We start from the raw sequence: 25,849 nt of genomic DNA on the forward strand, positions 1-25,849 counted from the left end.
CCAGGCGCACGCGATTTCAGCGGTGGATTGGTACGCGCGGGTGACGCGCACGGCGTGCGGACTCCTGTTGGATCATGAGACGATCGAGAATATTCCCTCAGACGGGGCCTTGCCGTGTGGTCGGTGCCTGGCTGCGACCGCAGGGATCGTGGGTCTTGAATCCATCTGAGTGAGCGATTACCCGGATTGGGTTGTTTTCGGCCGGGCGGCCGACGATCCGGTTCGAATCGGGCAAGACGAGACATACAGTACGGCGTCGGGAAACGGCAGCGAAGGAGAGTGCGGATGCATCCGTTCCATTGGGTTCCGGCCCTAGGGGAGCGTCACGCGAGCACCGACCCCCGGCCTTCCGGGGGTTACCCGGCCGGAAGCACCATCACGACACTCTGCGACCGCCAGATGAACGCCGAAGTCGGCGAGATGGCCTGGCTCTGGACCACCTGCCCGGCCTGCAACGCCGAAGCCCACCGCATGGTCGGCGGCGTTCGGCAGACCGCTTACGCCTGAGCTTCCTTCTGGAAGGCCCCGCCTTCCAGCGCCACCAGCGCCGTTCGGTGACGGGGGATGCGCTCCGACACGTCATCGAGCGGCTGGTAGCGGGAGGTTCCGGAACGCGTGGACTTGGCCCGGTACATGGCCTTGTCCGCGGCGGTGATCAGCTGGTGCATCCGGTGCGCCGGCAGCACCGCCACACCCGCGCTGGCCGTGCAGCGGATCGGCATCTCCGCCATGACCTCGGCGGAGGCGATGCCCGCGCACAGCTCCTCGGCCAGCGCTTCGGCGTCCTCGGCGGCGACACCGCTGCGGGCGTCGGCACCTAGCAGCACCACGAACTCATCTCCACCGAGCCGGGCCGCGCACGCCGCGAGCCCGGTTTCGTGCTGCGTGCGCCGGGCGACGGTCTCCTGGATCTGCTTGGCCGCGGCGACCAGAACGCTGTCGCCGAAGTCGTGGCCGTAGAGGTCGTTGGTCTCCTTCAGCCCGTCCAGGTCCAGCAGGATCATCGCGACGTGATCGCCGGGACGGGACGTGGTGCGCTGCCGGTCCAGCGCGCGGTTCAGCCCCGCGCGGTTGGCCAGGCCGGTCAGCGGATCGGTGTGCGCCGCGCGATCGGCGATCGCGAGCCGTCTCTCGAGGGCGCGTCGCGCCCGGCGCGCGGCGAGCAGCTGCAGCGCGAGGATCAGGCAGAGGGATAACGCGACGACCGTCACGAGCCCGCTCATCAGAAGATCCGATCCTGGGGAGAGGACGGGCGAATCGGGCGTTCGCGGCAGGGGTTCTGACGCCGCGACAAGCGGAACATGCCTCTCGGCCTCCTCCCACCTGCACCGGGGCCGTTTGCCGGACGCCGGTTTCCCGCTGACGGATCAAGATCGGCACTCGACCTGCTGCTGCTACTGTCCCGGACGGACCTTGCAGATGCAAGAACGTTTGCAAGAACACTTGCACGTACGGACGCGATTTCGCCCGAATGTTGGAGGCACTCATGCCGGAGACCGTGTTGTCGGAGGGCCCGCGCTGGGCGGACCTCAACCGGCGGTCCGACCTGCGGTGGCGGAAGAGCGCCCACAGCAACCCCAGCGGCAACTGCGTCGAGGTCGCCGCGCTGGAACGCGGCCGCATCGCGGTGCGCAACTCCCGCTTCGCCGAAGGTCCGGTGCTCGTCTACACCCGCGAAGAAATCGCCCTTTTTCTCGAAGGGGTTAAAGAAGGCGACTTCGATGATCTAATCTGCTGACTGGCTTTGGCGGCGATCGGACGCCGCATTGCTCCCGATGGGGGTATCGACATGATGGGCATCGAGCCGGAGAGTCAGAGCAGATCCAGCGCCGCGCAGAGCGGTTCCACCGCGGGGCCGACGGTGCTGCGCATCGCGCTCGGCGGGCAGCTGCGCCGCCTCCGCGAAGAGCGCGGGATCACCCGCGAGGCCGCGGGCGAGGCGATCCGCGGCTCCCACGCCAAGATCAGCAGGCTGGAGCTGGGCCGGGTCAGCTTCCGCGAGCGCGACCTCAACGACCTGCTCACGCTCTACGGCGTGCGGGACGACAACGAGCGCGCCGCGTTCCTGTCGCTGGCGCGGCAGGCCAACGAACCCGGCTGGTGGCATCAGTACGGTGACCTGCTGCCGTCGTGGTTCGAGACCTACCTCGGCCTGGAGCAGGCAGCCGAGATCATCCGCACCTACGAGGCGCAGTTCGTGCCGGGGCTGCTGCAGACCCCCGACTACGCGCGCGCGGTGATCATGCTGGGGCACGGGCAGGAACCCGCCGCCGAGGTCGACCGCCGGGTCGCGCTGCGGACGCGCCGCCAGGACATCCTCACCCGCCCGGAACCGCCGACGCTGTGGGCGGTCATCGACGAGGCCGCGCTGCGCCGTCCGATCGGCGGGGAGCGGATCATGCGCGGGCAGATCGACCACCTGATCCGCATCGCCGAGCTGCCCAACGTCACGATCCAGATGCTGCCCTACAGCGTCGGCGGGCACGCCGCGGCCGGGGGACCGTTCACCATCGTGCGCTTCCCGGAGTCGGACCTGCCCGACGTCGTCTACCTGGAGCAGCTCACCAGCGCGCTGTACCTGGACAAGCGCAACGACCTGGACCAGTACCAGGCCGTGATGAACATGCTCAGCGTCCAGGCGGCGACCCCGGAGGACACGCCGCAGCTGCTGCGGGAGTTAAGGGACACCTACTGATCCGAGGGATGCGGATGAACCAGCAGGGCGGCCGGCTGCCGGTCGAGATCGACACCACCGTCGCGCACGAGGCCCGCGTCTACGACTACTGGCTGGGCGGCAAGGACAACTTCGAGGCCGACCGCGCGCTGGGCGACGCGATCGCCGGGCACATCCCGACGATCAAGACGATGGCGCGGGCGAACCGCGCGTTCGTCGGGCGCGCCGTCCGGTACCTGGTGCGCGAGTGCGGGATCCGGCAGTTCCTCGACATCGGCACCGGAATCCCCACCAGCGGCAACGTCCACGAGGTCGCGCAGAGCGCCGAACCCGGCTGCCGCGTGGTCTACGTCGACAACGACCCCATCGTCCTCGCGCACGCCCGCGCGCTGATGACCAGCACCGACGAGGGCGCGACCAAGTTCCTCTTCGCCGACCTGCACGATCCGGACGCGATCCTGTCCGACCCGGCGCTGACCGAGACCCTCGACCTGACGCAGCCGACCGCGGTGATGCTGGTGGCGGTGCTGATGTACTTCCGCGAGAACGAGGAGGTGCGGCAGGTGCTGGGAAAGCTGATGGGCGCGGTGCCCTCCGGCAGCTACCTGACGATCACCCACCCGACCGCGGACTTCGACCCCGAGGCGATGGCCGGTGTCGTCGCCTCCGCCGAGCAGTCCGGCATCCCGTTCCAGCCGCGGAGCGAATCCGAGGTGGCCGCGCTCTTCGACGGCATGGACCTGGTCGAACCCGGCGTGGCACCGGTGCTGGCGTGGCGCCCGGATCCCGAACCGGCCGGGGTCACCCAGCTCCACCCCGAGCGCCGGGTCGACCCGCACAGCGCCTACTACTGGGCGGCGATGGGCCGCAAGCGCTGAGAACCTGCTCGCCGGCCTAGCCCGCCTCGCGGTAGGCGGTGGGGCCGAGTTCGCGCGGGGGCGCCGGTTCGTCGGGATCGTCGGCGGTGGCGGTGTGCTCGCCGGACCGGGCGCTGCGGTTCGGTCCGGGGGTCAGGTCGCGGTGGTCGCGGCGGATGATCAGCAGCAGCGCCAGCGCCACCAGCAGCGGCAGGTGCGAGGCCAGGCGTCCGGCCGTGACGACGCCGCTGATCAGGTCCTGGACGCTGACGACGGTGAGCACGGCCAGGAACGCGCCGAGCACCGGCAGCATCCCGGCACCGGCCCGGACCCGCCAGGCCGCCCAGCCGAACCCGGCGCCCAGCGCCAGGTTCCACGCGGTGCTCTCGTGGAACACGTGCCCGGCCATCGCCTCGTGCCCGCCGACGCCCGCGAGCTGCAGCGCTCCGAGGACGAGCTGGACGACGGCGACCGCGCCGAGCAGCACCCGCGGCCAGCGCCGCACGGCGGGCTCGGGCAGCGACCGCAGCACCGACGCGGTCAGGTCGGGCGTGCTCGGCACGGCCCGCACCCGCAACGACCTGCTCAGCGCGACGGCCCGGGACTCCCAGTCCCGGCACTGCTCGCACCCGGCGAGATGCCGCTCCACCTCGACGGCGGCCACCGGCGACTCCTCACCGTCCAACCGCGCCGACAGCGCCTCCCGGCACACAGAACACTCCACACCCCTACTGTCGCCCCCACCCCCGGGAAAGTTCCCACCGGGTACCCACCCCCTCCGCCACGTCCACCGAGACGAGGCCGGGTGCGTGGTCCCGCAAGGACTCGCACCTCACCAGGGGACAAGATACGTTCCGCAACGGACGCGACCGAGGCGACCCAAGCTTTGGTAGAGGCGACCCACTGCGAGTGCGTTTCGCAAGGAACGCGACCGAGGCGACCCAAGCTTTGGTAGACGCGACCCACTACGGGTACGTTTCGCAAGGAACGCGACCAAGGCGACCCAAGCTTTGGTAGACGCGACCCACTGCGAGTACGTTTCGCAAGGAACGCGACCAAGGCGACCCAAGCTTTGGTAGACGCAACCCACTACGGGTACGTTTCGCAACGAACGCGACCGAGGCGACCCAAGCTTTAGTAGAGGCGACCCACTACGAGTACGTTTCGATAGGCAGTGGCAATTTCTTCTGAAATTGACAGACCCCACAACGCGAGAAAACCCCAAGACGAAGCCAATTTCTGGAGAAATTGTCACTCCGCACGCAGGCAACCCGACCCCGCGAAGCGCTCCCGAAGAACCCCGTGGGGGTGGTGACAGTTTTCATGAAAACTTTCCGACCCCACGAGGTTCCTCTGTGGAGAAGATCCCAACCCTCGAGGTGCTTGAACTGGGGTTTTGGGGTCCCGTCGTGTGGGTGGGGTGACAGTTTTCATGAAAACTGTCACGACCCCCACGGGGTCGTCTTGGGAGCGCTCCGCGGGGTACTTTGGGTGCGTACGGAGGGGCAATTTCTCCAGAAATTGGCTTCGTTTCGTGGTCCTCCTCGCGTTGTGCGGTCCGCCAATTTCAGAAGAAATTGCCCCTGCCTTTCGAAACGTATCCGTAGTGGGTCGCGTTTACCAAAGCTTGGGTCGCCTTGGTCGCGTTCCTTTCGAAACGTACTCGTAGTGGGTTGCGTCTACCAAAGCTTGGGTCATCTCGGTCGCGTCTGTTGCGAAACGTACCGTAGCGCCGCCGGACCGGGTCAGCCGGTTTCTTCGTCGGGGTGGGTTTGGGTGGTGAGGAGTTGGTCTCGGGCTCGGGCGACTCGGGAGCGGATGGTGCCGATGGGGCAGCCGGTGATGTGGGCGGCTTCCGCGTAGGACAGGCCCAGGACCTGGGTGAGGACGAGCGCTTCGCGGCGTTCCGGGTCGAGGTCGTCGAGCAGGAGGTTGAGCTCCACGACGTTCTCGAAGCCCGAATCCGGCGAGGCGGGCTCGGCGTCCGGGCCGGTGTGGGTGGTGCGGGGGCGGGAGCGCTCGTAGCGGATCTGATCGACGACCACGCGGCGGGCGATGCTGAGCAGCCACGTGCGGGCCGAGGACCGGGCGCCGAACCGGCGGACGCTGCGGAAGGCGCGCAGGAACGTCTCCTGCGCGAGGTCGTCGGCGAGGTGCGGGCCTGCCAGGTGCGCGACGAAGCGCCAGACGTCGTGCTGGCTCTCCCGCACGAACGCCTCCATCGCGTGCGGGTCGCCGCGGCGCGCCTGCAGCGCGAGCTCGGTCAGCCGCGCGTTCGCGTCCTCGGAACGACTCATAACCGCGCAGGCTAGTCGTCCGCGAGCACGACCTGATCACCTGATCGACTTAGGGTGACCCCTCGCACCGGCTCCGCGCAGGGTTTTCCCGTTCTCCGGGAGTTTTTCCCGCACGCCCGCTCAAGTGCGGGACGAGCCCGCGCCGTGCGCGAAACCCGCCGAGTCCCGGCCGCGCGCCGGAGCGCTCTGGGCCCGCAGCAGCGGCAATGCGCGACGCAGGTCGTCGAGCAGCAGATCGGCCAGGTCGTGGCTGAAGCCGTTGCGCACCACGATCCGCAGCACCGCCAGATCCGTCCGGTTCGCGGGGAACGTGTAGGCCGGGACGAGCCAGCCGCTGGCGCGCAGCGCAGCGGAGATGTCGAAAACGGAATAATCGGTCACCTCGTCGCGGAGCTTGACCGCGAAGGCCGGGACCTGACCGGCATCGGTGAGCGGCTCGAACGGTCCGAGCTCGGCGAACTCGCGCGCCAGCCGCATCGCCACGTCGCGGCACTCCTGCTGCACCCGGCGGTACCCGTCGAAACCCAGCCGCAGGAACGAGAAGTACTGCGCGGCCACCTGCGCTCCCGGCCGCGAGAAGTTCAGCGCGAAGGTCGGCATCTCGCCGCCGAGGTAGTTCACCCGGAACACCAGCTCCTCCGGCAGCGCCTCGGGCGTGCGCCACACGACCCAGCCCACGCCCGGGTAGACCAGGCCGTACTTGTGCCCGGAGGTGTTGATCGAGGCCACCCGCGGCAGCCGGAAGTCCCACACCAGGTCCGGGTCCAGGAACGGCGCGATCATCGCCCCGGACGCGCCGTCGACGTGCACCGGCACGTCCGGCCCGCCGCGCGCGGCCAGCTCGTCGAGGGCGCGGCAGATCTCGGCGACCGGCTCGTAGGCGCCGTCGAAGGTCGAGCCGAGGATGGCCACGACGCCGATGGTGTTCTCGTCGACCCGCTTGAGCGCCTCCTCGGCCGAGAGCGTGAACCGGTCGCCCTCCATCGGCACGTAGCGCGGCTCGATCTCGAAGAAGTTCGCGAACTTCTCCCAGCAGATCTGCACGTTGGCGCCCATCACGAGGTTCGGCGTCCCGGTGCCCTTCCAGCGCCGCTTGAGCGCCAGGCCGGCGAGCATGCAGGCCTCCGACGATCCCGTCGTGGAGCAGCCGACGACGTGGTGCGGGTCGGGCGCGTGCCACAGCCCGGCGAGCATCCGCACGCACCGGTCCTCCAGCGCGGCGGTGCGCGGGTACTCGTCCTTGTCGATCATGTTCTTGTCGAAGCACTCCGACATCAGCCGCGTGGCCTGCGGTTCCATCCACGTCGACACGAACGTCGCGAGGTTCAGCCGCGCGTTGCCGTCGAGCATCAGCTCGTCGTGCACGATCTGGTACGCCACCTCGGGGTCGATTCCGTCGGCGGGGAAGTCGAAGGCGGGCACGTGCACGGGTTCGCGCGCGAAGATCGGGTTCACCGCGAGCTCGTCGCGGCGCGGGTGGGGCGTGTTGTCCGGATGCGTCAGCGGCACCAGCCCAGGTTGCCCGCCGGTCTAGCGCGCGGCAGCGCCGAAGCTCACCCGATCAGGTGGAGACGTGAGCGCGGCGCGGGTTCGGCCGGATCGTCATGGTGCGGCGCAGCGACGAGGGAACGGCGCAGTCCGGCGGCGGGGTCAGCATCGCCAGCGGCGCGTCGGGCGCGCCGGGCTGGGGGAGCGCGAGCACCGCGCGGATCGTCCACTCGGCCGGTGCGTGGTAGTGCCAGGACACGATGCCCGGCGCGAACAGGTCGGCGTCCGGGCACAGCGGCATCCGGTACGCGGTGGCGTCGTCCTCGGCGTGCAGCACCAGGACGTCGGCGCAGGTCTCCCAGCGGTGGGCCAGGCCCACGGCGTGCGGGCTGTCGCGCGGCCCGAACACGTAGGATTCCCAGCCGTTCTTCCGCATCTCGTCGAGCAGAGCGTCGACCTCGGAACTCACGTGCACCGCCCCCTCGCGGCCGTGTGTGCAACGTCGGATGTGCCACTACGCGTTGGTAATGTCTAGCACATCCGGTCCGCCGGTGGGGACGATTGCTCCGTTTTCGGCCCTGACACCGCCGCCCGGAACCGCGTCCCGGGCGGCGGTGATGCCGGGTCAGACCAGTTCAGGCCCGCCGTCCTCGGCGACGAGCTGCGCGATCACGTCGAACTCGTTGAACAGCGACCACTCCTCGACGATGCGGCCGTGCATCACGTAGAGCTGCGACATGCCCCAGAGGTGCGCCCGCTTGCCGGTGGGCTTGCCGTACAGGCCGACGCCGCGGTGGGTTCCGGCTCCCGACCAGCGCACCGAGATGCTGTAGCCGTCGTTGTCGTTGCCCATCCAGTACACCTCGTCGACCTGCACGCCCAGGTCGGGGAAGGTGGCCAGCAGGCTCCGCGCCATGGCGCGCACGTCGGAACGACCCCAGCCGGTGCGGTTGGTGGTGCCGTGCCAGCGCACGTTCTCGGCGTAGAAGCGGTCGATCGCGCTCAGGTCGCGGCGGTTGAACACGTTGTGCCACAACGCCCGGACCGAGCCCTCCACGTCGTAGCCGGACTTGTTGTCCGGCTCCGGCAGCAGCACCGGCTTGCGCCCGCCGACCAGCCGCAGCGCCTCCGAGGAGGGGCGCTCGGAGACCGGGGTGAGCCCGCCCTCGCGGGCGTAGGTGCGCGCCGCCTCGGCGACGTTGACGCCGAGCTGCTGGAGCTTGGCCGCGGTGTTGTAGAGGACCCACTCCTCGTAGATCTCGTTCTGCCACACCACGCAGTTGGCCATCACCCAGGTCTCCAGCTTGCGGCCGGTGGGCGGGCCCCAGCGCCAGGGACCGGTGTGGGTGCCGATGTTGATGGCCCGGTGCGAGGTCACGAACCCCTCGGTGTCGCTGCCCGCCCAGATCACGTCGTCGGCGTAGTGGCGGCAGTCCGGGAAGGCGTTGATGCTCTGCGTCGTGCCGTCGATCAGCCGCTCCACGCCGTACTTCACGCCGCTGTCGTCGTAGAGCCGGCAGCCCTGGGCGTAGGTGTCGTAGATGTAGCCGATGTCCTGGTCTTCCCAGATGCGGTGGGTGATCCGGACGATGTAGTCGACGATGTCGGTGTAGGCGTCCTCGAAGCCCTCCATCGACTGGCGCCGCTCGCCGCCGTAGTTCACCCCGCCCAGCGTCACGCCCGCTCCGGGGCGCACGGCGATGCTGAAATCGCTCGGCATCGTGCGCTTGCCGGAGGTCATGGTGCCGCCGGGGGAACCGGTGGGCTGCTCGGAGATCTCGGTCATCGTGCGTCGCCTTCCCGGAGGCGCTCCAGCCGCAGCGTCGCGGTGGCCTTGTGCGCCGCCATGCCCTCGTAGTCGGAAATGGTCTCCACGGCCTCGGCCAGCAGCGGCGTGGCCTCGCGCGAAACGCGCTGGTAGGTCAGCGGTTTCAGGAACCGCGAGACCGACAGGCCCGCGCTGTGCCGGGCGCCGCCCGCGGTGGGCAGCACGTGGTTGGTGCCCGCCATGCCCTTGTCGGAGTAGGCGACGGTGCTCCAGGTGCCCAGGAAGATCGAGCCGTAGTTGCGCAGCGCGTCGTGGTAGTAGTCGTCGTCGGCGGTCTGGATCTCCAGGTGCTCGGGAGCCAGGTCGTCCATCAGCGCGACGGCCGTCTCGCGGTCCTGCGCCCAGGTCACCGAGCCGTAGTCGCGCCAGGCGGGGCCGGCGATCTCGGCGGTCGGCAGCGACGCCAGCTGCTTGTCGGCCTCCTCGACGACCTTCTCGCCCAGCTCGCGCGAGGTGGTGACCAGCGCGGCGGGGGAGTTGACGCCGTGCTCGGCCTGGCCGAGCAGGTCGGCGGCCACCAGCTCCGGGTCGGCGGTCTCGTCGGCGATCACCGCGACCTCCGACGGTCCGGCGAGCAGGTCGATGGCGACCCGGCCGAACAGCTGGCGCTTGGCCTCGGCGACGAAGGCGTTGCCCGCGCCGACGATCATGTCGACCGGTTCCTCGCCGAGCAGCCCGAACGACATCGCGGCCAGCGCCTGCACGCCGCCGAGCACGAACACCCGGTCCACGCCCGACAGGTGCGCGGAGTAGACGACGGCCGGGTCGGCCTTGCCGTCCTTGCCCGGGGGCAGGCAGGCGATCACGGTCGGCACGCCGGCGGCCTTGGCCACGCCGACGGTCATGAACGCGCCCGCCGTCAGCGGGAAGCGGCCCGCGGGCAGGTAGGCGCCCACGCTGCCCACCGGCACGTAGCGGTACCCGGTGGTCAGGCCCGGGGCGAGCTCGATCTCGGCGTCGGAGAGCCCGGCGCGCTGCAGCTCGGCGAAGCGGCGGGTGCGCTCGGCTCCCAGCTCCAGGGCCGCGCGGTGCTCGGGGGTGAGGGCGTCGCCGGAGGCGCGCACGGCCGCGGGGGAGAGCTCGACGTCCGGTTCCTGCCAGCCGTCGAGCTCGCGGGCGTAGCGCAGCACGGCGTCGTGGCCGTCGCGCTCGATCTCGCCGAGCATCTCCGAGACGCGCTGCGCCACCGCCGGGTCCTGCTGGGCCGCAGGGGTTTCCGAGGGCGCTTTGAGGTGGTCGAACCGCCCGGCGAGGGCGCCGAGCAGCCGTGGGCTGAATCGCATGAGGCGAACGCTAAGCGGGTCTGGACCACAGGACAAGAGCGGAGTTTCTTGTAGTCGGCATAGGGCAACCCTATGCGATCACGATCTGCTAATCCGTATGCACATCGCGTGGTTGCCGCGCGGAACTCTCCGGCAACAGGAAGACATCCGTATGCATGTGGGGCTTGACACACGATTCGGCCGCTGCGACTCTCTTGCGAATCCCGCCGACTCGTCCGATCGAGCAGCAGGCATGCGCGGGCCGCGGAAAGCCCGCCCGGATCTCGGAGCAGCGATTGTCGACCTCAACTCCCGTGCCCGAAAAACAGGCGCAGTCCCCGGAACCGATGCGCAAGGCCGTCACGGCCGGCACCATCGGCAACTTCGTCGAGCAGTTCGATTTCGGCATCTACGGCTATCTCGCGCCGGTCATGGCACCGGTGTTCTTCCCCTCGCAGGACCCCGTCGTCGGGGTGCTGAGCACCTACGCGATCCTCGCCATCGGCACGATCATCCGCCCGCTCGGCGGCATGATCCTCGGCCGCTGGGGCGACCGCTTCGGCCGCCGGTCGGTCCTGCTCTGGACGATCGCCCTGATGGGTCTGTGCACGGCGCTGATCGGCGTGCTGCCCACCTACGAGCAGGTCGGCATGCTGGCGCCGCTGCTCCTGCTGCTGATGCGGATGGTGCAGGCGCTGATCTCCGGCGGTGAGTACGTCGGCGCCATCGCGTTCGTCGTCGAGTGGGCGCACCCCAAGCGGCGGGCGTACTACACCTCGTTCGTCTCGATCAGCGTGTTCGTCGGAATCCTCGGCGGCGCGGGCACGTCCGCGCTCACCGCGGTGCTGTTCGACGACGCCGCGCTGCAGAGCTACGGCTGGCGCATCCCGTTCCTGCTGGCGCTGCCGCTGAGCCTGATCGGGCTGTGGGTGCGCAACCGGGTCGGCGAGACGCCGGAATTCGTCAAGGCCACCGCCGACGGCGCCGAGGTCGTCAAGGCCCCGCTCACCGAGGCCTTCAAGTCGCAGTGGCGCGAGATGCTGGTGTTCTGCGGCTCGTCGATCACCCTGGCGATCGTGTCCTACACCTGGGTCACCTACCTGCCGGAGTTCCTGTCGTCCAACGTCGGCCTGTCGCGGGCGGAAGCGCTGGGCTCCAACGCGATCTCGGTCGCGGTGATCATCCCGCTGCTGCCGCTGGCGGGCGCGCTCTCGGACCGCATCGGACGCCGGCCGATGCTCATCACCGGCTACCTCGCGGCGCTGCTGCTGGTGCCCGCGGCCTTCGCGGTCGCGCAGCTGGGCACGTTCACCTCGGCGGTGATCGCGCAGCTGATCTACGTGATCCCGGAGTTCTTCCTGACCGGCATCGTCACGGTCTGCGTCGCCGAGATGTTCGCGACCAAGACCCGCTTCAGCGCGGGCGGTGTGGCCTACAACTCCTCGTTCGCGCTGTTCTCCGGCATCACGCCGTTCGTCTCGGCCCTGCTGGTGAGCACCTTCGGCACGATCTACGCGGTCTGGGGCTACCTCGCGGTGGCCGCGGTGATCTCCCTGGTCGTGGTGATCAAGTGGATGGAGGAGAGCTACCGCTTGGACCTCACCACCGGCAAGCCGATGGTGCAGCAGTAGCCGAATCACGTGCTCGCCCAGGGAGTCCCGCTGCTGAGCAGGGTTTCCTGGGCGAGTCGCGCGAGTTCCCGGGTCGCCGGGGACAGCGTGCGGTTGCGCCGGTGGATCAGGGCGATGGTGTCGTGCAGCGGTTCGGCGAACGGCGCGGTGTGCAGCTCGGGCGGGAAGCGGTGGCTGTCGACCACCGCGCGGCAGGCGATGGTGTCGCCGATGCCCTGGGCGGCCAGCCGCAGCGCGGACTCCACGTGCTCGACCTCGATCCCCGCGTCCAGCGCGACCCCGGCCAGCTGGGCCCGCTCGGCCAGCTGGCGGCGGGTCGGGTCGTTCCAGCCGTAGCGCGCGTCGTAGAGGATCAGCGGTGCCCTGGTCAGGTCCTCCATCTCCACCGGGCGCCGCACGCGCTCGGGATCCCGGCTGACGTAGAGGACCTCGTCGCGGGCCAGCGGCGTCACCGACAGCGCCTCGTCGTCGATGGGCAGCACGACCAGCCCGGCCTCCAGGTCGCCGTCGCGCACGGCCGCCGCCGTCTCCGCTGAGTTCTGGCCCACCAGGCGGACTTTCACGTCCGGGTAGCGGTCGAGGAACTGCCGCACCAGGTCCGACAGCAGGTAGTAGTCGGCGTTGCGCAGCAGCCCGAACGTCGCGGTACCGCCGCTGAGGGTGTTCAGCGCGCGCACCGCCGCGCCGCCGTGGTCGACGGCGGCCAGCGCCTGCTCGGCGAAGGGCAGCAGCTCCCGCCCGGCCTCGGACAGGGTGAGCTTGCGGCTGCCGCGCGCGAACAGCGCGGTACCCAGCTCCTCCTCCAGGCGGCGGACGAGCTCGGACACCGACGGCTGGGCCATGTCCAGCTCGTTCGCCACCGCCGTGAACGTGCCGAGCCGGTGCGCGAGCAGGAACGCGCGCAGCTGGTTGAGGGTCACGAGCGCACCCTACGACACCGGTAGACGGTTTCCCGAGCGCTATTGACACCGCCGTTCACAGCGCGTTTTATCAATACATACGTATTCACACGGAGGTGCTGATGTCTCAGGTCGAGGTGACCCGGCAGGAGCTGGAGCGGCGGACGATCCGGCGATCGGACTTCGTCTCGTGCAACCAGGCGTTCATCGACTGCCGCACACCGGGCTCCGACCGCAAGGAGAACTACTCGATGATCGGGCCGGGGGTGACCCAGAGCGCGAACCAGGTGGTCAACCTGCGCGAAGCCCACGGCTACAACATCGGTGCCGCCGCGATGCCGCACGGCATCGTCAACAACCTGCACCTGCACTTCACCGCCGAGGTGTTCATCTGCTTCCGGGGCGAGTTCCTGCTGCGCTGGGGTGCCGACGGGCAGGAGGGCGAGCTGGTGCTGCGGGAGGGCGACATCGCCTCGATCCCGACCTGGATCTACCGCGGCTTCACCAACATCGGCCCGGACGACGGCTGGTTGTTCACCTGCCTCGGGCACGACGACACCGGCGGCATCATCTGGGGTCCCAGCGTGCTGCGCGAGGCCGAGGGGCACGGGCTGTTCCTCACCGAGGACAACCGGCTCATCGACACCGTGGCCGGCGACGAGAAGCCCGAGGAGTCCGAGCTCAAGCGGCCGATGAGCGACGAGGACATCGCCGCCCTGACCTCCTACCCGGTGGAGAAGATGCGCAAGCGCGTCGCCACCCCCGATGACCTGGAGTGGTCGGCCCGAGCGCTGCTGGGCGCCGCGCTGCCGGGTGGCGGGGCCGAGCTGGCGCAGGTCATCGGCTTCGGCATGACCGAGGACCGGCTGCAGGAGCCGGTCATCTACAACCCGCACGGCCACAACATCTCCTGGCTGCGCGCGGCCCCGGGCGAGGGCATGCTCACCCACCGCCACCCCGAGACCCAGGTGCTCATGGTCTTCGACGGCGAGTGGGAGGTGACCCTCAACCGCGAGGAGGAGCTCACCGTGACGCTGGGGCCGTGGGACATGCTCTCGGTGCCTGCCGGTGCCTGGCGCAAGGTCCGCAACGCCTCCGACGACACCGCCAGCATGCTGGTCATCAACAGCGGTGACGGCCGGGTCCGGCTGGACTGGGACGACGAGGTCGTCAAGGCCGCCGCGGACGCCGGGGTCGGCGTCGACCACAACGGCTACCTGGCCCCGTTCCACCTCATCCCGCGACCGGTGGGCAAGTGACGCCGACGGTCCTGGTGCCCGGCATGCTCTGCGACGCCGACCTGTGGTCGGACCTGCCGGAGCTGCCGGGCGAGGTGGTGCACGCCGAGATCACCGAGCCCACCATCGGCGGCATGGCAGAGCAGGTCCTGTCCTCGGTGGACGGTGAGTTCTCGCTGGTGGGGCTGAGTCTCGGCGCGATCGTCGGGTTCGAGGTGCTGCGGCGGGCGCCGGAGCGGGTGCGCGCGTTCGGCGCCCTGTCGACCAACGCCGGAGCGCCCCGGCCCGAGCAGCTCGCGGCCTGGGAACGTCAGGCAGCGGGCGACTTCGACGAGGTCGTGGCCGAGATCGGACCCGCGATGTTCGCCGAGCCGAGCAGCCCGCTGCGGGAGCGGTTCCTGGGCATGGCGAAGCGGATCGGCCCGGAGGTCTTCCGCGACCAGCTGGCCGCGCAGGCCACGCGCGTCGCGGCCTACGACGCCGTCGCCGCCTACCCCGGTCCCGTCCGGGTGCTGTGCGGGGATCGGGACGCGCTGTGCCCCACGGGGTTTCACGAGGACATCGTCAACCGGGCCGCGCGGGGGAGGCTGCACGTGCTCTCCGGGGCCGGGCACCTGCTCCCGCTGGAACGACCCGCCGTGGTGGGCGCGCTCATCCGGCGACTACTGGAACGAGGAGAAGCATGACCACACCGCTCACCGGGCGCACGGCCCTGGTCACCGGTGGCGGGAACGGCCTGGGGCGCGCGATGTCCCGGGCGCTGTCCGCCGCCGGAGCCCGGGTCGTGGCCGTGGGCCGCAGGCGCGAGGTGCTGGAGGAGACCCTCGACGGTCTCGACGGGCGGGCCGCGACCTGCGACGTCTCCGACCCCGCCTCGGTGTCGGCGCTGGCCGAGGAGCTGGCGGACGAGGAGATCTCGATCCTGGTCAACAACGCGGGGGTCGCCGGACCCGTCAAACCGCTGCTGGAGATCGAACCCGGCGAGTGGGACGAGGTCTTCGACATCAACGTGCGCGGCGTCTACCTGATGTGCCGCGCGTTCCTGCCGCCGATGGTGGAGCGCGGCAGCGGCGACGTCGTCAACGTCGCCTCGGTGTCGGGCAAGCGGCCGCTGCTGAACCGGACTCCCTACTGCGCGTCGAAGACGGCCGTCATCGGCCTGACCACGACGCTGGCCGGGGAGGTCGGGCCGCGCGGGGTGACGGTGAACTCGCTGTCGCCCGGGCCGGTGGAAGGACCGCGCATGACGCGCAACTTCCGCCTCGAGGCCGAGCGCAGCGGCATCACCGAGGAAGCCGCGGAGCGGGAGTTCGTCTCCCGCGCGCTGCTGCACCGGATGGTGACCGAGGAGGAAGTCGGGCAGGCGCTGGTGGCGATGCTGCAGATGCGCGGGATGTGCGGAGCCGACATCGACCTGTCGGCGGGAATGGTGGGCCGATGACGAGCTTGAAGCAACGGGTCCGGGCGGGGGAGCGGCTGCACGGCGGGCTGCTGCGGCTGCCGTCGGAGGGCCTCCTGGAGATGGCCGCGGTGGCCGGTCTCGACTACGCGGTCATCGATTGCGAGCACGGTCCCGCCGACCTGCTCAGCCTGCAGCAGCACCTGCAGATCGCCGACGCCCACGGGCTCCCGGTACTGGTCAGGGTCGGTGAGAACGAGCCGGCGCTGATCCTGCGGGTGCTCGACCTGGGTGCGCAGGGCGTGATCGTCCCGCACGTCGACACCCCCGAGCAGGCGCGCGAGGTGGTCGCCGCCGCGCACTACCCGCCGCTGGGCGAGCGCGGCTTCGCCACCTACAGCCGCGCGGGCCGCTTCGGCACTCGCTCGATCGCCGAGCACCTGGCCGCCGCCGAGCGGACCACGATGGTGATCCCGATGCTGGAAACACCGCTGGCCTGCGACAACACCGCCGAGATCCTCGCGGTGGACGGCGTGGACACGATCCTGGTGGGCCCGGCGGACCTGTCGGTGGCGATGGGGCGCGAAGGCCCGTCCGACCCGGAGGTCGTGGCCCGGTTGTCGCAGGTGGTCTCGGCCGCCGGGGGTGCGCCGCTGATGACGATCGTGGGCTCGGCCGAGCAGGGGGAGAAGGCCCCGCCGGGGCTGGTGCTCTACAACCTGACCCACATCCTCGTGCAGCTGCTGCGCACGCTGGCTCGCTGACCGCGCGGTCCCTTCCCAGGATTTATCCGGCTGGTGTAGTGTTTATCCAGTCAGATAAAAACCTGGGGAGGGACCGGTCGTGGCACGCAGCTTCACCACCGAGGCCCGGCGGACTCAGATCGTGCGCGCCGCGATCGAGACCATCGCCGAAGTCGGTTACAGCAAGGCGAGTTTCGCGCGGATCACCGAGAAGGCCGGGCTGAGCAGCCCGCGCCTGATCTCCTACCACTTCGCCGACAAGAACGACCTGCTCCGCCAGGTCGTGCTGGAGGTCTTCGGCGCCGCCTCCGAGGAGATGACGCCGCGCATCGACGCCGAACCGACGATGGCCGGCAAGCTGCGCGCCTACCTGGAGTCCAACCTGCGATTCCTGCGCGAGCACCCGGCCGAGATCGCCGCGCTCACCGAGATCGGCCCGCACCTGCGCACCGCCGACGACCAGGGCTACACCAGCGTCGACAGCCAGGACCACAGCGTCACCGGGCTGGCCGAGATCCTCGCCGACGGTCAGCGCAGCGGCGAGTTCCGCGACTTCGACACCCGCTCGATGGCGGTGCTGATCCGCGCGAGCATCGACGCCGCCGCGCAGCGCGTCCGCGACGGATCCGACGTCGACCTGGAGCTCTACCAGCGCGAAGTCGTCACGGCCATCGACCTCGCGGTCCGCGCCGGAGCCGCGGCGTGAAGGCCGGCCTGCGGCCGCTGCTGCGCCGGATCGGCCCCGACCTGCTCGGACCCGTCGCGGTCTACTACCTCGCGCGCATCGCCGGGCTCACCCCGACCACGTCGCTGCTGCTGGCCGCGATCGTGCCGGTGATCCGCGCCGCGCGCTCCTACCTCACCGAGCGGCGGGTCAGCGGGCTGACGCTGTTCATGCTCGGCGCCGTCGCGCTCAGCGTCGTCATGTCGCTGGTGACCGGCGAGCCGCGACTGCTGCTGGTGCGCGCCGCGTGGGGCACCGCCGCGCTCGGAATCCTGCTGCTGGCAACGCTCTTCGCCCGCAGGCCGCTGCTCTACAGCGCGGCGGTGGAGATCTTCGACGACCAGCGCAGGGCCGAGTGGGCGGCCAACTGGGAGCGCTACCCGGCCTTCCGCCGCGTGCTGTGGTCGTGCACCGCGTTCTGGGGAGCGATGTTCCTGCTCGACTCGGCCGGGCGCGTCGTGATGGCGCTGACGCTGCCGATCGACCTGGTCCCGCTGCTCGACGACGTGCTGGTGGTCGTCGTGATCGTCCTGCTGCTGGCGTTCCAGCGCATCGTCGGCCGGCGCATGCTCCGCAACGCCGGGCTGAAGCTCAGCGGGACGACGATCTCAGCGGTGTGAGAGGTGTGCGCGTCTCAGCGCGCGGCGTGGGTGCCTCGCAGGACCAGTTCCGGGGTGAACAGCGTCCTGCGGGGTTCGGTCTCGCGGGACTCGATGCGCTGCACCACCAGGCGCGCCGCCTCCTGGGCGAGCTCGGCGAGGTCGTAGTGCACGGTGGTGAGGTCGAAGGCCTCCCACGCCGCCATCGGGATGTCGTCGAAGCCGATCAGCGTCAGGTCCTCCGGGATGCGCACGCCGCGCGCCTTGGCGGCGTTGAACGCGCCGACCGCGATCACGTCGTTGCCGCAGAACACCGCGCTCGGCGGCCGCGGGTCGTCCAGGATCTCGGTCAGCGCCCGGTACCCGGTGTCGAAGTCGAAAGGACCGCGCCGCACGGCGGTTTCGGGCAACCCGATGCCGGCCTCGGACAGCCCGAGGCGGAAACCCATCTCGCGGCCGCGGCCGGTCGTGGTGTCGGCCGGGCCGCCGATGTGGGCGATGGTGCGGTGTCCCAGCCGCGCCAGCTCGCGGGCGACGAGCCTGCCGCCGAGCTCGTTGTCCACCACGGCGGCGTCGGCGGGCTGACCACCGGCCTCGCGGTTGAGGAAGACGAACGGCAGCTCGCGCCGCTGCAAATCGTCGGGCAGCCGGGACCCGACGGTCGCGGTCGCCAGCACGACCCCGTCGATCGAGCGGTCCAGCAGCCGCTGGCTGGCCACCGCGGTCTCGGAGCGCTCGGTGAACAGCATCATCCGGTAGCCGTGCCGCTCCAGCTCGTCGTGCAGCGGGCCGATCAGGTGCGGGTAGAACGGGTTGGTCAGGTCGGTGACCACCACGCCGATGCGCTTGGTCATCCGGGTCGACAGGCTGCGGCCGGTCTCGCTCGGCACGTAGTTGAGCGCATCGGCCGCGCGCTGGACCCGTTCCCTAGTAGCCTCGGAAACGCGCTGATCGCCGCGCAGCGCCCGCGACACCGTCGGCTGCGACACTCCCGCCAGACGAGCCACGTCGCGACTGGTGATCAAGGCCTTTCCCCTCTCGGCTGAGCTGCATACGAATACTACTCCAGGGTGATCGCCGTTGAACCGGAACATCATCCTCCGCATGAATACGTATGACGAAGCGGTTCCGCACCGACGACAGACGTCGCGAACCGCGGGGTGTCCCGGAGGTGCGTGCCTCGGGTGCGGTCGGGCTGTTCGTCGCCAGGGGACAGTTTTTCCTCGAATCACCCATGATCAATGTCCGTTTTGCCCGGACAGTTTTCACTAAAACTGTCCCTTGGTGACGTCCGCACCCGAGCTGCGCCCCCGGCTCACCGAGGGGGCCGGCGTTGGTCCGGTGGGGTGGTGTTCCGGCGGAACCGGCCACGGCCACCCGATCGAGTGAGGGATCATCGTGCTCCGAACCCGAGCGCAGTGAGGAGTCCGATGGTCTTCGGGATCGTCTACCTGGTCGGCATGGTGGCGACGGTGGTCATGAGCGTGCTGCTGTGGCAGCAGCGAGCCCGGCAGGGCCGCGCGTGGCCGTGGGTGATGGCCGGGGTGGTCGCAGCGGTGATCTGGCCGCTGACGCTCTGGCCCGCCGTCGGCGCCTACTGGTACCGGCGGGGCGGCTCGAAGCGGGCGCCGCTGATCGCCGGTGCGTCCGCGCTCGGCGCCGTGCTCGCGCTGCTGGTGATCGGCGGGTTGTCCGAACCCTCCGAGCGGGCGCAACCGGCCGGGCCGCAGGTGCTGCGGGAACCGAGCTCGCCGCCGCCGTCGGTGGCCGCGCCCGAACCCGTCGTCGCGCCCGCGCCACCGCAGGATCAGGCGCTGGTGCTCGACGTCCTCGACGACGACCGCGTGCTGATCCGGGTGCCCGGCCGGGAACCGCAGGTCGTGCGCCTCGCCGGGCTGCAGACGCCGTCGGCGGGGCAGTGCTGGGAGGCCGAGGCCCGCTCGTTCGCCGAGCGGACGCTGCGCGGCACGACGGTGCGCGCGGTGTTCGGCGTCGGCTGGAGCAGCGGGCGCAGCAACGACCCGGAGGTCTCGCTGTTCCTGCCCGACGGTGCCGAGTACTCCTCGGTCGCTCTGCAGCAGGGCGCGGCGAAGTTCTACCCGCAGTCGTTCCTGGCCGAGGGCCTGACCGCCGAACTCGTCCAGGCCGAGGCCACCGCGAAGATCGCCCACCGCGGCCTCTGGAACGAGCGCTGCAACCCACCGGCCCAGGCCGTCCCGGCTCCGGCTCCGGCCCCGGTTCCCGCCCCGGCACCCGAACCGGCCCCGATCCCGGCCCCCGACACCGGCCGACCCGTCCTCCCCGCCTACTACGCCAACTGCGCCCAGGCCCGCGCCGCAGGCGCCGCCCCGCTGCACCGAGGCGACACCGGCTACTCGTCCAAACTTGACAGAGACGACGACGGAATCGCCTGCGAGTGACCCACTCCCACCCCCGGGTCAAAACCTCCGGTATTCGCCCCGACAAAACCTGCGGTATTCGACCGGTCAAAAACCGCGGTATTCGACCCGACGAAAACCGCAGTTTTTGACCCGACGAAACCTGCGGTTTTTGACCGGGGGAGTGGGAGTGATCAGGTGTTGGTGGGGGGTTCGACGTCGGGGATGGGGAGGGGCATGTTGGGGGTGACGAGGCCGCCGTCGACCGCGAGGACCTGGCCCGTGACGTAGGACGACGCGGGCGAGGCGAGGTAGAGGATGGCCGCCGCGACGTCCTCGGGGGTGCCGATGCGGCGCAGCGGGGTGTGCTCCTCCAGGGTGGCCTTCATCGTCGGGTCCGCTGCGACGACCTCGAGCGCCTCGGTGAGGATGGCGCCCGGGGCGACCGCGTTGACGCGGATGTTCGGGTTGAGATCGGCGGCCATCATGCGGACCGCGTGGTCCAGCGACGCCTTGGCGGCGCCGTAGGCGAGGTAGCCGCGCCCGACGAGATGACCGGTGCTGCTGGAGACCATCACCACGCTCGCCGAGTCCGACCGGGCCAGGTGCGGCACGGCCTCGCGCACCAGCCGGACGCCGTGCACCACGTTGTTCTCGAAGGACTTCCGCAGCGCCTCGTCGTGGGTGTCGGTGAACGGCCGCGGCATCGACCCGCCGGTCACGCTCACCACCACGTCCAGCCTGCCGAGCTCGTCGGCGGCCCGGGCGACCGCCGCCGAGACCGCGTCCGGGTCCCCGGCGTCGGTCGGGATCGCCACGGCCCGCCGTCCGAGCTCGCGGGCCTGCTTCACCACGGACTCGATCTGCTCGGGGGTGCGCGACAGCACCGCCACGTCGGCCCCGGCCTCCGCCAGGCCCAACGCCGTCGCGGCCCCGATCCCGCGCCCGGCCCCGGACACCAACGCCACCCGGCCGTCCAGCCGGAACATGGGCAACGTCGCCACACCCGCCTCCTCACCTCGTGGACCCCGATTTCCGTGGAAATCGGGACAAGCAAGTGCTTGGTAGGCTAGCGGGTCGGTCGGCGGGTTGGCCAGGGTCAGTCCGGGTCGAGTTCGCGGGTGAGGGTGTCGAGTTCGGCCCCGCCGGCCATCTGGTGGGTGAGGTGGTCGACGGTGATGTCGGCCTTCTCGTGGCTGCCGAGGCTGCGCCCGCGCTTGAGCAGCAGGAACCGGTCGCCGACCGGGTAGGCGTGGTGCGGGTTGTGGGTGATCAGCACGACGCCCAGGCCGCGATCGCGGGCGCGGGCCACGTGCTTGAGCACGATCCCGGCCTGCTTGACGCCCAGCGCGGCGGTCGGCTCGTCGAGGATGAGCACCTTCGCCCCGAAGTGCACCGCGCGCGCGATCGCCACGCACTGCCGCTCGCCGCCGGAGAGCGTGCCCACCGGTTGCTCGACGTCGCGGAGCTCGATGCCCATCTCGGCCAGCGCCGCGCGGGTGGTCTCGCGAGCCCGCCTGCGGTCGATCAGGCCCCACCGGCCGGGCTCGGAGCCGAGGAAGAAGTTGCGCCAGACGCTCATCAGCGGCACCACCGCCAGGTCCTGGAACACCGTGGCGATCCCGCGGTCCAGGGCCTCGCGCGGCGAGCCGAACCGCACCGGCGAGCCCTCGAACAGCAGCTCCCCGGCGTCGTGCCGGTGCGCGCCCGCCAGGATCTTGATCAGCGTCGACTTGCCCGCGCCGTTGTCGCCGAGCACGCAGGTGACCTCGCCGGCGTTGACCACCGTCGAGACGTCCCGGAGGGCGGTGACGCTGCCGTAGTCCTTGCCGAGGCCGCGCGCCTGCAGGAGCGGAGTCATCGGCTACCTCCGTTGCCGTTCCGCGCGGCGGCGGAAGGAGTTGTTGACCAGCACGGCGGCCAGCAGCAGCACGCCCAGGAACAGGAAGAACCAGTCGTTGTCCCAGCGCGCGAACACGATTCCCTGCCGCACCATGCCGAAGATCAGCGCGCCGACCGCGGCCCCGATCGCCGAGCCGAAGCCGCCGGTGAGCAGGCACCCGCCGATCACCGCGGCGATGATGAACTGGAACTCCAGGCCCACGCCCTGGTTGGCCTGCACGGTGGTGAACCGCAGGATGTTGATCGAGCCGACCAGCCAGCCGCACAGCGCGGTGGTCATGAACAGCCCGACCTTGGTGCCCAGCACCGGAACGCCGACCGCGCGGGCGCTGGTGGCCGACCCGCCGACGGCGAAGATCCAGTTGCCGAACCGGGTCCGCAGCAGCACCAGCGAGGCAACCAGTGCCGCCCCGGCCCACCACGCGATCGAGATCGGGAACGGCGTCCCGCCGACGTCCACCGTGGAGGCGAAGACGAACCCGGCGGATTCGTAACCGGGCGCCGAGCGGATGCCCGACACCTGCACGGTCCCGGTGACCAGCCGCGTCACGCCGAGGTTGAGGCCCTGCAGCGCGAAGAACGTGCCGAGCGTGACGATGAAGCTGGGCAGCCCGGTGCGCATCACCAGCAACCCGTTGAACGCGCCCACGACCAGCGCGAACAGCAGCGACAGCGCCAGCCCGGCCCAGACGCTCCAGCCGAGCTCGGTGGACGCGATCGCCGTGACCAGTGCGGTGGAGGCGGTCATGACGCCGGCGGAGAGGTCGAACTCGCCGCCGATCATGAGCACCGCCACGCCGACGGCCATGATGCCCAGCGTCGCCGAGTCGTCCAGCCAGGTCGCCACGCCCAGCGGCGACAGGAACTCGTCGGTGATCAGCGAGAAGAACGCGAACACGGCGATCGCACCGACCACCGCGCCCAGCTCGGGACGGGACGACAAGCGTGAGAGCACGGCTACCTCGTTCCGCGTCGCGCGTACTCGCCGACGACGTCCACATTGGACCTGTCGACGAAACCGGGTCCGGTGTAGACGGGTTTGCCGCCGCCCACGGTATTGGCGTTGTCCCAGAACAACTTCAGGTACACCACCGGCAGGTATCCCTGCTCGTACTGCTGCTGGTCGACGGCGAACAGCAGCTCCCCGGCTCGGATCGAGGCCACCACGTCGCCGTTGAGGTCGAACGTCGACACCGCTGCCTTCGACCCCGATTCCCGCACGGCGTTGACCGCGTTCGCCGCGACCTGCGGGTTGAGCGTGAGCACGCCGTCGATCCCCGGATCGGACTGCAACGCGCCCCGGATCCGCGACTGGGCGTCGGTCGGGTTGTTGATGTCGACCTGCAGATCCACCACCCGGCCCGCGGTGAAGCCCTCCCGCGCGCCGCGGCAGCGCTGGTTGAGCGTCTCCACCCCGGCCTGGTGGATCACGCACAGCAGCTCGTGCTTGCCCGCCCGGGAGAACCGCTGCCCGGCGGCCTGACCGGCGACGGTCTCGCTCTGCCCGACGTGGGTGAGCGCGCCGAAGGCGGCGCTGACCTCCTCACCGGCGTTGATGGTGATCACCGGGATGCCCGCGGCGACCGCCCGGGTCACCGAGCTCCGCAGGGCCTCCGGGCTGCCCAGCGACACCACCAGCCCGTCGGCGCCCTGGGCGATCGCGTTGTCCACCAGCTTCGCCTGGTTGCCGGGGTCGGGATCGGCCTGGTACTGGACCTCGACGCCCAGGTCGCGCCCGGCCTGCTCGGCCCCGTTCTGCACGACGTTCCAGAACGCGTCGCCGGGCGTGCTGTGGCTGATCACCGCGACCCGCGGTGGCCCGTCGCGGGAGACGACCCGCTCGTGCGCGCCCGGCAGCGGACCGGACGCCTTGGGGCCGGCGCACCCGGCCAGCGCCAGCGCTCCGATCAGGAGCACCGGCAGCACCCGCGCCGTTGCGGGTCTGCGTGAGGGGATCATCGGCCTTCCTGGATGCGGGAGAAGATCTGGTCCAGGTGGACCAGGCTGCGCGCGGTGTCGCGCCTGGGTGCGCCGTCGGGGGAGTCCGGGCCCAGCGCGATGTCCTGCTCCAGCACGTACCAGCCGCGATACCCGGCGGCGTGCACCGCGCGGACCATCGCCTCGGTGTCGACGTCGCCGTCGCCGAGCGGCACGAACAGCCCGGCGGCGACGGCCTCGGCGAACCCGAGCCGGCCGGAGCGGACCTCGGCGGCCAGGTCGGCGCGGACGTCCTTGAGGTGCAGGTGCCCGATGCGCGCGGGATGCCGCTCGGCGAGCGCGACCGGATCGGTCCCGCCGACCAGCAGGTGCCCGGTGTCCAGGCACAACGGCATCGTCGAGTCGGCCAGGAACCGCTCCACCTCGTCCTCGGTCTCGACGTGGGTGCCGACGTGCGGGTGCAGCGCGACGCGCAGCCCCTCGGCGCGCACGACCTCGCCGACGCGGTGGCAGGTCTCGACCAGCGTCGCCCACTGCGCGTCGTCGAGGTCGGGGCGCCGGTCGTAGCCGTCGAGCCCGGTGGCGGCCGCGAGCACCACGATCTCCCCGCCGCCGCGCGCGATCTTGCGCGCCGTCGCGGTGGCCTCGGCGATGCCGGCTTCGGCGGTTCCGGGGTCGTGCAGGGGGATCGCGAGGAAGCCGCCGACCAGCTCCAACCCGTGCCTGCCGACGATCGTCGGCGGATCCGGCAGGTAGCCGGGCGGGCCGAGCTCGGTGGCGTAGACGCCCAGCCCCGCCATCTCGGACAGGACGCAGTCGGGTTCGAGAATCCGCCCCCAGCCGGGCACTTCGCTCACGCCCCAGGAGATCGGCGCGGCGGCGACCTTGAAGCTCACGCGCCCACCCCCACCGGCTTCCCGGCGCGCAGCGATTCCTCGCACGCCTCGGCCAGCCGCAGGCTGACCAGCGCTTCCCTTGCGGGGGAGGGGTTCTCGGCCTTTCCGGCGATGACGTCGAGGAACACGCGGGCCTCCCGCACGTAGGCGTCGTGGTAGCGCTCGGTGAACGACGTCCACGGCTCGTCGGGGCCGCCTCGGACGGTGCTGAGCGGGGCGCGCTCGTCGAACCCGACGGTGAGGGTGTCCCGCGAGGCGAAGACCTCCAGGCGGCAGTCGTAGCCCACCGGGTCGTGCCGCGCGGCCGACAGCAGCGCGTGCGCGCCCCCGGCGAAGCGCAGCGACACCACCGCGTTGTCGACGTCCCCGGCCTCCCGGAACGACTCGTCGACCAGCACCGATCCGGACGCGTAGACCTCGGCGACCGGTTCGCCGAGCAGCCACGGCACGGCGTCGAGGTCGTGGATCAGGCAGTCGCGGAACAGCCCGCCGGAGGTCGCGATGAACTCCTTGGGCGGCGGCAGGTGATCGTGGCACACCGCGCGCACCAGGTACGCCGACCCGGCGCTGCCGTCGCGCATCCGGCGGTGCACCTCGGCGGTGTCGGGGTCGAACCGGCGCTGGAAGCCCACCAGCACCGGCACTCCCGAGCGCTCGATCTCCTCGACCAGCGCCGACATCGTGGACAGGTCTGGGGCCAGCGGTTTCTCGCACAGCACCGGGGTTCCGGCGGACAGCGCGGCGCGCACCATCGCAGCGTGCGTGTCGGTCGGGGTGGCGACGAGCACGCCGTCGGCGGCGAGCAGATCGTCCACTGTGGTCACGGCGGTGGCGCCGATCTCGCGGGCGGCGGCCTCGGCTCTGCCGGGCGCCGGGTCGAAGAGAAGCAGTTGGTCGACGTCGTCGAGCGCGGCGAGGTTCGTGGCGTGCATGGAGCCGATCCGGCCGACCCCGGCTACTCCGATCTTCATCGCGGCGAGGTCCTCGATTCCTCCGGAGGGAGTGCCTTGGTGTCGATCAATCCCTGGTGCCGATCAATGCTGTGCGGCGCATCACAACGATGTCAAGACCCGGACGCGCGAACCGCTTCCGCAGC

Annotated in this window: 27 protein-coding genes; 12 read left to right on the forward strand and 15 right to left on the reverse strand. The window is 70.6% G+C overall.

Annotation, left to right across the window (positions count from 1 at the left end; all coding sequences use genetic code 11):
* Positions 1–285: 285 nt before the first annotated feature.
* Positions 286–507 (forward strand): HC3 family zinc finger protein, encoded by a 222-nt coding sequence (locus tag BM424_RS14075; RefSeq protein ID WP_093417439.1) that lies wholly within the window; start codon positions 286–288, stop codon positions 505–507.
* Here BM424_RS14075 and BM424_RS14080 read toward each other — a convergent pair.
* Positions 498–1,223 carry a GGDEF domain-containing protein gene (locus tag BM424_RS14080; protein WP_093417441.1) on the reverse strand — a complete coding sequence of 242 codons (726 nt, stop codon included), beginning with the start codon at positions 1,221–1,223 and terminating at the stop codon, positions 498–500. The two genes, BM424_RS14075 and BM424_RS14080, sit on opposite strands and share 10 nt — an antisense overlap.
* Before the next feature lie 263 nt (positions 1,224–1,486).
* Between BM424_RS14080 and BM424_RS14085 the strand changes: the two genes are divergently transcribed.
* Genes BM424_RS14085 through BM424_RS14095 form a run of 3 tightly spaced genes read left to right on the forward strand, consistent with a single transcriptional unit; the run spans position 1,487 to position 3,552 of the window.
* Entirely contained in the window at positions 1,487–1,738 is a 252-nt protein-coding gene (locus BM424_RS14085) for a DUF397 domain-containing protein (RefSeq protein WP_093418209.1), read from the forward strand.
* Between the two features lie 51 nt (positions 1,739–1,789).
* Positions 1,790–2,695 (forward strand): helix-turn-helix domain-containing protein, encoded by a 906-nt coding sequence (locus BM424_RS14090; RefSeq protein WP_342742614.1) that lies wholly within the window; start codon positions 1,790–1,792, stop codon positions 2,693–2,695.
* Between the two features lie 14 nt (positions 2,696–2,709).
* Complete coding sequence (locus BM424_RS14095; RefSeq protein WP_093417443.1) at positions 2,710–3,552, forward strand: SAM-dependent methyltransferase; 843 nt, start codon at positions 2,710–2,712, stop codon at positions 3,550–3,552.
* Positions 3,553–3,568: 16 nt separating this feature from the next.
* Here the strand turns inward: BM424_RS14095 and BM424_RS14100 are convergent, their stop codons facing one another.
* From BM424_RS14100 to hisD, 6 genes are all read right to left on the reverse strand, one after another.
* Positions 3,569–4,255 carry a zf-HC2 domain-containing protein gene (locus tag BM424_RS14100; protein WP_093417445.1) on the reverse strand — a complete coding sequence of 229 codons (687 nt, stop codon included), beginning with the start codon at positions 4,253–4,255 and terminating at the stop codon, positions 3,569–3,571.
* Positions 4,256–5,276: 1,021 nt separating this feature from the next.
* Complete coding sequence (locus BM424_RS14105) at positions 5,277–5,828, reverse strand: sigma-70 family RNA polymerase sigma factor (protein ID WP_093417447.1); 552 nt, start codon at positions 5,826–5,828, stop codon at positions 5,277–5,279.
* Between the two features lie 120 nt (positions 5,829–5,948).
* Entirely contained in the window at positions 5,949–7,337 is a 1,389-nt protein-coding gene (gene gad, locus BM424_RS14110) for a glutamate decarboxylase (RefSeq protein WP_093417450.1), read from the reverse strand.
* 52 nt (positions 7,338–7,389) lie between these two features.
* Positions 7,390–7,785, reverse strand: coding sequence for a hypothetical protein (locus BM424_RS14115; protein ID WP_139274066.1), 396 nt, complete (start codon positions 7,783–7,785; stop codon positions 7,390–7,392).
* A 156-nt stretch (positions 7,786–7,941) separates the two neighbouring features.
* Positions 7,942–9,102 (reverse strand): ester cyclase, encoded by a 1,161-nt coding sequence (locus tag BM424_RS14120; RefSeq protein WP_093417456.1) that lies wholly within the window; start codon positions 9,100–9,102, stop codon positions 7,942–7,944.
* Positions 9,099–10,427, reverse strand: a complete 1,329-nt coding sequence (gene hisD, locus BM424_RS14125; protein WP_093417459.1) for a histidinol dehydrogenase — start codon at positions 10,425–10,427, stop codon at positions 9,099–9,101. The genes BM424_RS14120 and hisD overlap by 4 nt, the downstream gene beginning before the upstream one ends.
* 293 nt (positions 10,428–10,720) lie before the next feature.
* On the opposite strand from hisD, the gene BM424_RS14130 reads away from it, so the two are divergent.
* Positions 10,721–12,037, forward strand: coding sequence for an MFS transporter (locus tag BM424_RS14130; protein WP_245775847.1), 1,317 nt, complete (start codon positions 10,721–10,723; stop codon positions 12,035–12,037).
* Positions 12,038–12,042: 5 nt separating this feature from the next.
* Here BM424_RS14130 and BM424_RS14135 read toward each other — a convergent pair whose 3' ends face one another.
* Complete coding sequence (locus BM424_RS14135; protein ID WP_093417464.1) at positions 12,043–12,957, reverse strand: LysR family transcriptional regulator; 915 nt, start codon at positions 12,955–12,957, stop codon at positions 12,043–12,045.
* Between the two features lie 101 nt (positions 12,958–13,058).
* On the opposite strand from BM424_RS14135, the gene BM424_RS14140 reads away from it, so the two are divergent.
* The 6 genes from BM424_RS14140 (at position 13,059) to BM424_RS14165 (ending at position 17,660) form a co-directional block, all read left to right on the forward strand.
* Positions 13,059–14,195 carry a cupin domain-containing protein gene (locus BM424_RS14140; RefSeq protein WP_093417466.1) on the forward strand — a complete coding sequence of 379 codons (1,137 nt, stop codon included), beginning with the start codon at positions 13,059–13,061 and terminating at the stop codon, positions 14,193–14,195.
* Positions 14,192–14,860 (forward strand): alpha/beta fold hydrolase, encoded by a 669-nt coding sequence (locus BM424_RS14145; RefSeq protein WP_245775848.1) that lies wholly within the window; start codon positions 14,192–14,194, stop codon positions 14,858–14,860. The genes BM424_RS14140 and BM424_RS14145 overlap by 4 nt, the downstream gene beginning before the upstream one ends.
* A complete protein-coding gene (locus BM424_RS14150) occupies positions 14,857–15,615 on the forward strand; it encodes an SDR family NAD(P)-dependent oxidoreductase (RefSeq protein WP_093417469.1) in 759 nt (252 codons plus the stop codon). The genes BM424_RS14145 and BM424_RS14150 overlap by 4 nt, the downstream gene beginning before the upstream one ends.
* On the forward strand, positions 15,612–16,337 hold the full coding sequence (locus tag BM424_RS14155; RefSeq protein ID WP_093417471.1) for an HpcH/HpaI aldolase family protein: 726 nt from the start codon (positions 15,612–15,614) through the stop codon (positions 16,335–16,337). The genes BM424_RS14150 and BM424_RS14155 overlap by 4 nt, the downstream gene beginning before the upstream one ends.
* Before the next feature lie 79 nt (positions 16,338–16,416).
* Positions 16,417–17,022: a TetR/AcrR family transcriptional regulator gene (locus BM424_RS14160; RefSeq protein WP_093417475.1), complete on the forward strand. Its 606-nt coding sequence runs from the start codon at positions 16,417–16,419 to the stop codon at positions 17,020–17,022.
* Entirely contained in the window at positions 17,019–17,660 is a 642-nt protein-coding gene (locus BM424_RS14165) for a VC0807 family protein (RefSeq protein ID WP_217649704.1), read from the forward strand. The genes BM424_RS14160 and BM424_RS14165 overlap by 4 nt, the downstream gene beginning before the upstream one ends.
* Before the next feature lie 14 nt (positions 17,661–17,674).
* Here the strand turns inward: BM424_RS14165 and BM424_RS14170 are convergent, their stop codons facing one another.
* Entirely contained in the window at positions 17,675–18,664 is a 990-nt protein-coding gene (locus BM424_RS14170) for a LacI family DNA-binding transcriptional regulator (protein WP_245775849.1), read from the reverse strand.
* 405 nt (positions 18,665–19,069) lie between these two features.
* Here BM424_RS14170 and BM424_RS29195 point away from each other — a divergent pair, with 405 nt between their 5' ends.
* A complete protein-coding gene (locus BM424_RS29195) occupies positions 19,070–20,059 on the forward strand; it encodes a thermonuclease family protein (RefSeq protein WP_093417477.1) in 990 nt (329 codons plus the stop codon).
* 152 nt (positions 20,060–20,211) lie between these two features.
* Here BM424_RS29195 and BM424_RS14180 read toward each other — a convergent pair whose 3' ends face one another.
* From BM424_RS14180 to BM424_RS14205, 6 genes are all read right to left on the reverse strand, one after another.
* Complete coding sequence (locus BM424_RS14180; protein ID WP_245775850.1) at positions 20,212–21,021, reverse strand: SDR family oxidoreductase; 810 nt, start codon at positions 21,019–21,021, stop codon at positions 20,212–20,214.
* Positions 21,022–21,116: 95 nt separating this feature from the next.
* Positions 21,117–21,878, reverse strand: coding sequence for an ATP-binding cassette domain-containing protein (locus BM424_RS14185; protein ID WP_093417482.1), 762 nt, complete (start codon positions 21,876–21,878; stop codon positions 21,117–21,119).
* 3 nt (positions 21,879–21,881) lie between these two features.
* Positions 21,882–22,874: an ABC transporter permease gene (locus BM424_RS14190; RefSeq protein ID WP_245775851.1), complete on the reverse strand. Its 993-nt coding sequence runs from the start codon at positions 22,872–22,874 to the stop codon at positions 21,882–21,884.
* 2 nt (positions 22,875–22,876) lie between these two features.
* Positions 22,877–23,878 (reverse strand): sugar ABC transporter substrate-binding protein, encoded by a 1,002-nt coding sequence (locus BM424_RS14195; protein WP_093417485.1) that lies wholly within the window; start codon positions 23,876–23,878, stop codon positions 22,877–22,879.
* Positions 23,875–24,753: a sugar phosphate isomerase/epimerase family protein gene (locus BM424_RS14200; protein ID WP_245775852.1), complete on the reverse strand. Its 879-nt coding sequence runs from the start codon at positions 24,751–24,753 to the stop codon at positions 23,875–23,877. The genes BM424_RS14195 and BM424_RS14200 overlap by 4 nt, the downstream gene beginning before the upstream one ends.
* Positions 24,750–25,724, reverse strand: coding sequence for a Gfo/Idh/MocA family oxidoreductase (locus tag BM424_RS14205; RefSeq protein WP_093417488.1), 975 nt, complete (start codon positions 25,722–25,724; stop codon positions 24,750–24,752). The genes BM424_RS14200 and BM424_RS14205 overlap by 4 nt, the downstream gene beginning before the upstream one ends.
* Positions 25,725–25,849: the final 125 nt, after the last annotated feature.

Origin of the sequence: Saccharopolyspora flava, from assembly GCF_900116135.1 — a bacterium.
Classification (GTDB): Bacteria; Actinomycetota; Actinomycetes; order Mycobacteriales; family Pseudonocardiaceae; genus Saccharopolyspora; species Saccharopolyspora flava.

Excerpts from the sequence above, each read along its gene's own strand:
- BM424_RS14075 (WP_093417439.1), top strand. The coding sequence starts at position 286 with ATGCATCCGTTCCATTGGGTTCCGGCCCTAGGGGAGCGTCACGCGAGC.
- BM424_RS14080 (WP_093417441.1), bottom strand. The coding sequence starts at position 1,223 with ATGAGCGGGCTCGTGACGGTCGTCGCGTTATCCCTCTGCCTGATCCTC.
- BM424_RS14085 (WP_093418209.1), top strand. The coding sequence starts at position 1,487 with ATGCCGGAGACCGTGTTGTCGGAGGGCCCGCGCTGGGCGGACCTCAAC.
- BM424_RS14090 (WP_342742614.1), top strand. The coding sequence starts at position 1,790 with ATGATGGGCATCGAGCCGGAGAGTCAGAGCAGATCCAGCGCCGCGCAG.
- BM424_RS14095 (WP_093417443.1), top strand. The coding sequence starts at position 2,710 with ATGAACCAGCAGGGCGGCCGGCTGCCGGTCGAGATCGACACCACCGTC.
- BM424_RS14105 (WP_093417447.1), bottom strand. The coding sequence starts at position 5,828 with ATGAGTCGTTCCGAGGACGCGAACGCGCGGCTGACCGAGCTCGCGCTG.
- BM424_RS14120 (WP_093417456.1), bottom strand. The coding sequence starts at position 9,102 with ATGACCGAGATCTCCGAGCAGCCCACCGGTTCCCCCGGCGGCACCATG.
- hisD (WP_093417459.1), bottom strand. The coding sequence starts at position 10,427 with ATGCGATTCAGCCCACGGCTGCTCGGCGCCCTCGCCGGGCGGTTCGAC.
- BM424_RS14140 (WP_093417466.1), top strand. The coding sequence starts at position 13,059 with ATGTCTCAGGTCGAGGTGACCCGGCAGGAGCTGGAGCGGCGGACGATC.
- BM424_RS14150 (WP_093417469.1), top strand. The coding sequence starts at position 14,857 with ATGACCACACCGCTCACCGGGCGCACGGCCCTGGTCACCGGTGGCGGG.
- BM424_RS14155 (WP_093417471.1), top strand. The coding sequence starts at position 15,612 with ATGACGAGCTTGAAGCAACGGGTCCGGGCGGGGGAGCGGCTGCACGGC.
- BM424_RS29195 (WP_093417477.1), top strand. The coding sequence starts at position 19,070 with ATGGTCTTCGGGATCGTCTACCTGGTCGGCATGGTGGCGACGGTGGTC.
- BM424_RS14185 (WP_093417482.1), bottom strand. The coding sequence starts at position 21,878 with ATGACTCCGCTCCTGCAGGCGCGCGGCCTCGGCAAGGACTACGGCAGC.
- BM424_RS14195 (WP_093417485.1), bottom strand. The coding sequence starts at position 23,878 with ATGATCCCCTCACGCAGACCCGCAACGGCGCGGGTGCTGCCGGTGCTC.
- BM424_RS14205 (WP_093417488.1), bottom strand. The coding sequence starts at position 25,724 with ATGAAGATCGGAGTAGCCGGGGTCGGCCGGATCGGCTCCATGCACGCC.